Annotated in this window: 1 protein-coding gene; it reads left to right on the top strand. The window is 70.9% G+C overall.

The features are described 5' to 3' along the window. Positions 1-436 (top strand): ISL3 family transposase (locus ACTNDJ_RS08985; RefSeq protein ID WP_441083579.1); only part of this gene is annotated, 436 nt, incomplete at both ends.

Here is a 436-nt window from a genome sequence, read left to right as displayed (position 1 = left end):
GCAGGCGCGTCTACGCCGAGCTGGAGGCCGCGCGCGGCGCCTCGAGGTTCGACGGCGTGCGCCGCATCGGCATCGACGAGACGTCGTACAAGAAGGGCCACAAGTACGTCACGGTGGTCGTCGACCACGACCGCGGCTGCCTCATCTGGGCGCACGAGGGCACCGGCAAGGACGTGCTCAACCTGTTCCTCGACGAGCTCACGCGCGAGCAGAGGCGCGCCATAGAGGTGGTGACCGCCGACGGCGCGAGGTGGATAAGGCAGCTGGTCAAGCGCCGCTGCCCCAACGCGAGGTGGGTCATGGACCCCTTCCACGTGGTCCAGTGGATGAACGACGCGCTCGACGCCGTGCGCTGCGAGGAGTGGAACGCCGCCAGGGCCGCCGCCAGGGCCGCCAGGCCCAGGCCCGAGGGCAAGCGCGGCAGGCCTGCCAAAGG

Origin of the sequence: Collinsella sp. HCP3S3_D1 (genome assembly GCF_052064015.1) — a bacterium.
Lineage (GTDB): Bacteria > Actinomycetota > Coriobacteriia > Coriobacteriales > Coriobacteriaceae > Collinsella.
The sequence above is the reverse complement of the archived record's forward strand: the minus strand, read 5'-3'. Positions and strand labels throughout refer to the sequence as shown.